This window comes from Spirochaetales bacterium (genome assembly GCA_016930085.1).
GTDB lineage: Bacteria > Spirochaetota > Spirochaetia > SZUA-6 > JAFGRV01 > JAFGHO01.
The window spans coordinates 79426-85476 of sequence record JAFGHO010000034.1; the positions used below are offsets into that span (position 1 = coordinate 79426).

General features: G+C 52.1%; 2 protein-coding genes. Both read left to right on the plus strand.

Annotation, left to right across the window (positions count from 1 at the left end):
• The first annotated feature begins 85 nt into the window (after positions 1-85).
• Entirely contained in the window at positions 86-3184 is a 3099-nt protein-coding gene (locus tag JW881_06395) for a PD-(D/E)XK nuclease family protein (GenBank protein MBN1697124.1), read from the plus strand.
• Positions 3181-6051: UvrD-helicase domain-containing protein (locus JW881_06400; GenBank protein ID MBN1697125.1), on the plus strand; the 2871-nt coding region annotated here is incomplete at its 3' end. The genes JW881_06395 and JW881_06400, both read left to right, overlap by 4 nt.

Below are 6051 nucleotides of genomic sequence, written 5' to 3' on the forward strand. Positions count from 1 at the left end.
TCCCCGTTATCCAAAAGCTATCCGCTAAAAATAAATCAGATTACTCTGGAAAAATGCTCCCGTATCGGGTAAGCTGTATGAAAAGATGGAGCAACGCTCGCGATTTATCAGGGAACTGCAACGACTCTGTAATACGGATCTGCTTACCGAGAAATGGCTGATTGCCCCGACCCACCGCATCGGTTTTCAATGGATCGACCAGGTATCGGCCGCGGGACAGCCCGTCCTCAATCTGCGGCTCAAGACGATCAGGACGATCGCGATGGATTTCGCATCCGGGGCACTTGCGTCAAAAGAGCTTGTCTGTATAAGCGGTCTCAGAAAAGAACTTCTCGTCGGGGCCGTCTTCGAAGGATTGCGGAAACAAAAATCGGGATACCTAAACCGGCTGAGTTCGGGGAAAGGACTCCTCAAGAGACTTTGTTTATCGATCGAAGAATTACGGCTGGCCGGTCTTGAAAGCGGCGATATCAACCCGGATTTTTTTGAAGTGCCTGAAAAGGGAAAGGAAATTATCCGGCTGTTGCGCGATTACGAGAAAGCCCTTGCCTCCCGCAGACTCGCCGATTATACCGACGTCCTCAAACTCGCCATGCATCATGTCATGGAAATGGATACTAAAGCTGAGGACGGGCCGCTTCTTGTAGTGCCGGAGGCGGCAATCAGGTTTGATTTTCATCCACTCGAAAAACAATTCTGGTCAAAAATACCCGGCCGCGCCCGTAAAGTGCTTTCCTGCGACAACCCGAACGATGCCATGCCGGAAGAACGTACGGATATCACTCTCCTGTCAAAGATCCGTGATGTTACCGGATGCCCGCCGCCGCGCGGGGACGATTCGGCGAATATCTTTCATGCCTCGGGCGCGGTAAACGAAATTCGTGAAGTGTTTCGCCGTATCGTTTCCAGAAAGATACCGTTTGACAAGGTCGAGGTTATTCAGACCGATTCAGCGACCTACGTCCCGATCATCTATGAATCGGCTTTTATTTTCGGGGAGGGTACCGAAACCGATATCCCCGTCACCTTTGAAGAAGGTATTCCGATACATTATTCAAAACCGGGCCGCGCGCTTTATGCCTGGATTCGGTGGTTCGAAGAGGGGTTTCCGCAATACCGCCTTACCCGTATGATACGGGAAGGGTTGCTGAACATTTCATCCGGTCACGCGTCGCTCTTTCAGACGATACATATCTGGCTGGGAAGGGAAAGGTACCTTCCGCTGCTGGATCGTGCCATTGCCGCATATAAAAAGCCGCATGCCTCGATGGCCGGAAGACATTTTGACGACGATATATCCCCGCCGGTAGATATTATAAGCGCCGGCCGAAAGCAAGAAATGCTGAAAAAATTACACTCCTTTGTGCAGGACCTTCTTTCCCATACACCACAGGAAAACTCGGATGAGTCCCATATTCTTTCCTGCGCGATATGGTTCGTGAAACACGCCTCAAGCGCAACCAATGAATTCGACAATTACGCAAAGCAGGTCATGCTTCGCGGTCTGGAAGAAATCGGTGAATGCGTCGAATCGGGGGAAACCCTCTCGGGCTTCGATCTCCGTTCATGGCTTTCGCGTCTCTCGCAGGATTTGTCCGCCATGGCCCTTGGTCCCCGGCCTTCTCATGTCTATGTGACGTCGATCGCATCCGGCGGCCATTCCGGAAGGCCTTATACCTTTATCGTGGGACTCGACGACACGAGGTTTCCCGGCAGCGGTACGAGCGATCCCATTCTCCTTGACCATGAACGAAAAAGAATCTCAGGAGAACTTGATGTGAAGGGCGACCTGCCGGAAAACAAAATGAGAGAATTGAGTCTTCTCTTCTCACGTCTGCGGGGAAACTGTACACTCAGTTTCTCCTCATTGGACATGATCGATAACCGCCAGATATTTCCCTCTCCCGTTATCCTTTCAGCTTACAGGATCCTCTCGGGAAACCACGAGGCCGATCACGGCTGCCTTATGAACGCGTTACATGGATCGGTCAGTTTTACTCCCGGGGAACCCGACGCATGTATAACGGGTTCGGAATTCTGGGCGCACAGGCTTTGCGGAAGCGTCGAGGTTGAAAACAGGTATGAACTCACTGGAAAATTTTTTCCCCACCTCGGGAGGGGATTCGATATGCGCCGCGCACGCGAATCCGATTCGTTTACCGTTTTCGACGGGTTTGTCCCTTCATGCACGGAAGATATCGATCCCTACAGTGAAGGTGGCATTATCCTCTCGTCGAGCGGACTCGAACTTCTCGCACGGTGTCCGCTTCATTTTTTCTTCCGCTACGTTCTGGGTATCGAAGAACAGGAAGATGAAACGATCGATACCGCACGGTGGCTGACCTCTTTGGATCGCGGTTCCCTTCTCCACGAGGTGTTTCGCGAGTTTATGGAAGAGGTATCCCGGCGCGATCAACGCCCACTTTTCAATGAACACAGGACATTATTGCATACGATTTTGGACCGATACATCGACATTGCGAAAATCGATAATCCGCCGTGTAATCCGCTCGTTATGGCTTCGGATATTTCCTATCTGAGAAAAACCGCGGATGTTTTCCTGCGCCGGGAAGAAAAATTCTGCAGGACTTCCCGCCCCGTTTTTTTTGAAGTGACAATCGGTGTCCGTCAAACCGGCAACAGCACACTGCTTGACTCCGAAGACCCCCTCACCCTCCGCCTCACGCACGATAAAAGCGTCCGCGTACGTGCACGCATCGACAGAATCGACCGGGCAGACGCATCCGGCGATCCGGTATTTTCGGTCTGGGATTATAAAACCGGCCGTTCGGCTCAATACGGTTGGCAGGATCCGTTTACCAAAGGCAGAATAATCCAGAATATCCTCTACCTCGCAGCGTCCGAACTCAGACTCAAGCAGCACTTCGGCCCCCGCGCGAGGGTCGGACGGTTCGGCTTTTTTTTTCCGTCTATCGGTGAGCTGGGCAGACGGATATGGTGGGACAGGGACACCCTTACGGGCGGCACCCGATATCTTCTAATGTTATGCGATATGATAGCGGCCGGCTGCTTCCCATACACGGACACGCAGGCTGACATCGCCTTTTCAGGTTACACGGATGCTGTCGTGGACGGCGACCGGGCCATAGAAGAGATAAACCGGAAAATCTCCGTCGATGATAATGAGAACCTGCAGCCGTTCAAGAGGTTCCGAAACGCATGAGCCAATCACCGCCCCCCGATAACGATCAACGCGTACTCATCACCAAAAAGCTCAACAGGAACATGATGGTCGAGGCCGCTGCCGGTACGGGAAAAACGACATCGCTTATCGACCGCATGATAGCCCTTCTGCGAAACAACATCTGCGGTACGGGAAATATCGTCGCAGTCACCTTTACCCGCAAAGCCGCCTCCGAACTCCGGGGACGATTCCAGGTGTTTCTTGAAAAACGGATAAAGACGGAAGAAGGGATCTACCGGGAACGCCTGACTCACGCGTTGCTGCATATCGACAGGTGTTTCATCGGAACAATCCACTCATTCTGCGCGCGGCTTCTTCGGGAAAGACCGGTTGAAGCGGGATGCGACATTGCATTCGGGGAACTCGAGCCGGATTCGGACATCTTACTCAGGGAAGAATCATGGAGCCGGTTCATCGAAACACTCCCGATTGCAGACCGGGAAGGACTCCTTGGCGAATGCCGTTCCCGCGGCATCCGGATAACTGACTGTGAACAGGCATTTCTCACCTTCACCGATTACCCCGACATCGATACCTGGCCGGGTGACGGCGAATCCCTGCCCGTACCGGACAGCACGGAGGTGTTCGCCCGGATCGATGAATATACCGACCATATGAAAACACTCCGGCCCCGTCTTCCCGAAACATGGACAACGGACACACTGATCGGTTTTTACCGGGATTTCCCCGATTCCCTGCCCGATTTCGATCGTTCCGATCCCGCCGATATTGTACTGCTCCTTTCCCTTTTCGACCGGAAGCGCAAGGTGACGCAGAAGGACTGGATGACAAAGGGGACCTTCACCCGTGACGAGTGCAGGGAAGAACAAAACCGGTGGGATCGTTTTCGCGACGATATTATTGTTCCCGCGCTTACGGCATGGTATGAGTGCCGGTATTGTACGGTATTAAAAGTGTTGACTGCGGCACGCCGGATCTATGATAAAAGACGCCGGAATGAGGGACTGCTTAATTACCAGGATTTGCTTATGTCCGCCGCTTCCCTCCTCCGTTTGAATCCCCATGTCCGTACCTATTTCCAGACCCGGTATACTCATCTCTTAATCGACGAGTTTCAGGATACCGATCCCATCCAGGCGGAAGTGATGATGTTTTTATCCGCCACCGATCCCTGCGAACGCAGCTGGCAGCGGTGTGTTCCACGGCCGGGTTCGCTTTTTGTCGTCGGCGATCCAAAACAGTCGATATACCGTTTCCGCCGAGCGGATATTTCAACCTATAATACCGTAAAGCGGATAATCTGCGAACAAGGAAAGCCGCATGAACGGGGGATCCTTGTCAGGCTTTCGGCAAATTTCAGATCGATATCACCGGTACGGGAATGGATCAATGCGGCTTTTTCTCATGAGTTTCCAAAAAAAGAAACGGAACATTCGCCTGTTTATGTCGATCTTCTTCAGGGCAAACCCGATACACCTGAACATGCGGTCATGGGAATGACGGGGGTTTACAAAATCACCATTCCCGAAGCTTTTTCAACGAAAAACACAGATGCCTCCTGCCATGAAGCGGGGATAATTGCCCGATTTATCCTCAAGGCAACACATACGGGTAACGCTTCACCTTCGGACTTTATGATTATCACACGATACAGGCACCACCTCACCCTCTATGCGGATGAACTCAAACGATACAATATCCCCTATACGATCACCGGCGGGGCCACACTGAACGAACTGAAGGAACTCCGCCTTCTCCGGCTTATACTCAAGGCCACACTTCATCCTGACGATCCGGTTGTCCTTGCGGGTGTGTTGCGGAGTGAACTCTTCGGGATCAGTGATGATTCCCTTTATTTGTTTAGAAAAGCGGGCGGACGATTCGATTTCAATACCTCCGTCCCCGACGGCTTGCCTGAAACTGATGCAGGGGCATTCAGAGATGCATTCGAAGCATTGCAATCGTTCCAGTCAATGATGACAAGCCTTCCTCCCATCGCGGCACTCGAAAGGATCATCGAACGACTCGGCCTGGTCCCGCTATCCTGTATGGAAACAGGCGGGCATATCATGGCGGGAAGCCTGCTGAAAACGGTCGAACTTCTCCGCCCGGTGGCTTCAGGTATGACGAGTCCCGGAGAACTCATCGATCGTCTTTCTGACTTCGTGAATGAAGCGGTCCGTTATGACGGAATGTCGATTCTGCAGGAACAAACCGATGTCGTCCGACTCATGAACCTGCACCAGGCAAAAGGCCTGCAAGCAAAGGTAGTCTTTCTCGCAGATCCTTCGGGAGAAAGCAGACGGGAACCGTATGTTCATATAGACCGATTCGGTGGTGAAACCAGAGGGTATCTTGCAGTATATAAAAAAAGCGGATCTTTTTCCGGTACGCTCATGGCAATCCCGCAAAAGTGGGAATCCCTTAAGGAACGCGAAAAATTGTTTCTGGATGCGGAAGCATGCAGACTCCGTTACGTTGCCGCAACCAGGGCGGCTTCAATGCTTATTATCGTGAGGCGTGAAACCGGGGCAAGTAAAAATCCCTGGCACCACTTTGCCGTCCGACTCGAAACAGTGAAAGAACTCCCTGATTTTTCCGACCTCCGTCCCCACCGCCGTGAAAAAGCAACCTGTGACCTTGAAAAAACGGAAGCGGATCTGAAATCATTGCTGAAACGGCGGACTTTTCCTTTAAGCGCTTCGTATATAATCGAACAGGCAAAAGAGCGTGCACTCTCCTCTTTTTCCGGAATAACGACCTCCGTCCCCGGTAAATACCCGGATGCAAACGGTAAAAATAACGAGTTGACCGGCATTGCCGAAATCGACGGCATTGCCGAAATCGACGGCATTGCCGAAATCGACGGCATTGCCGAAATCGAC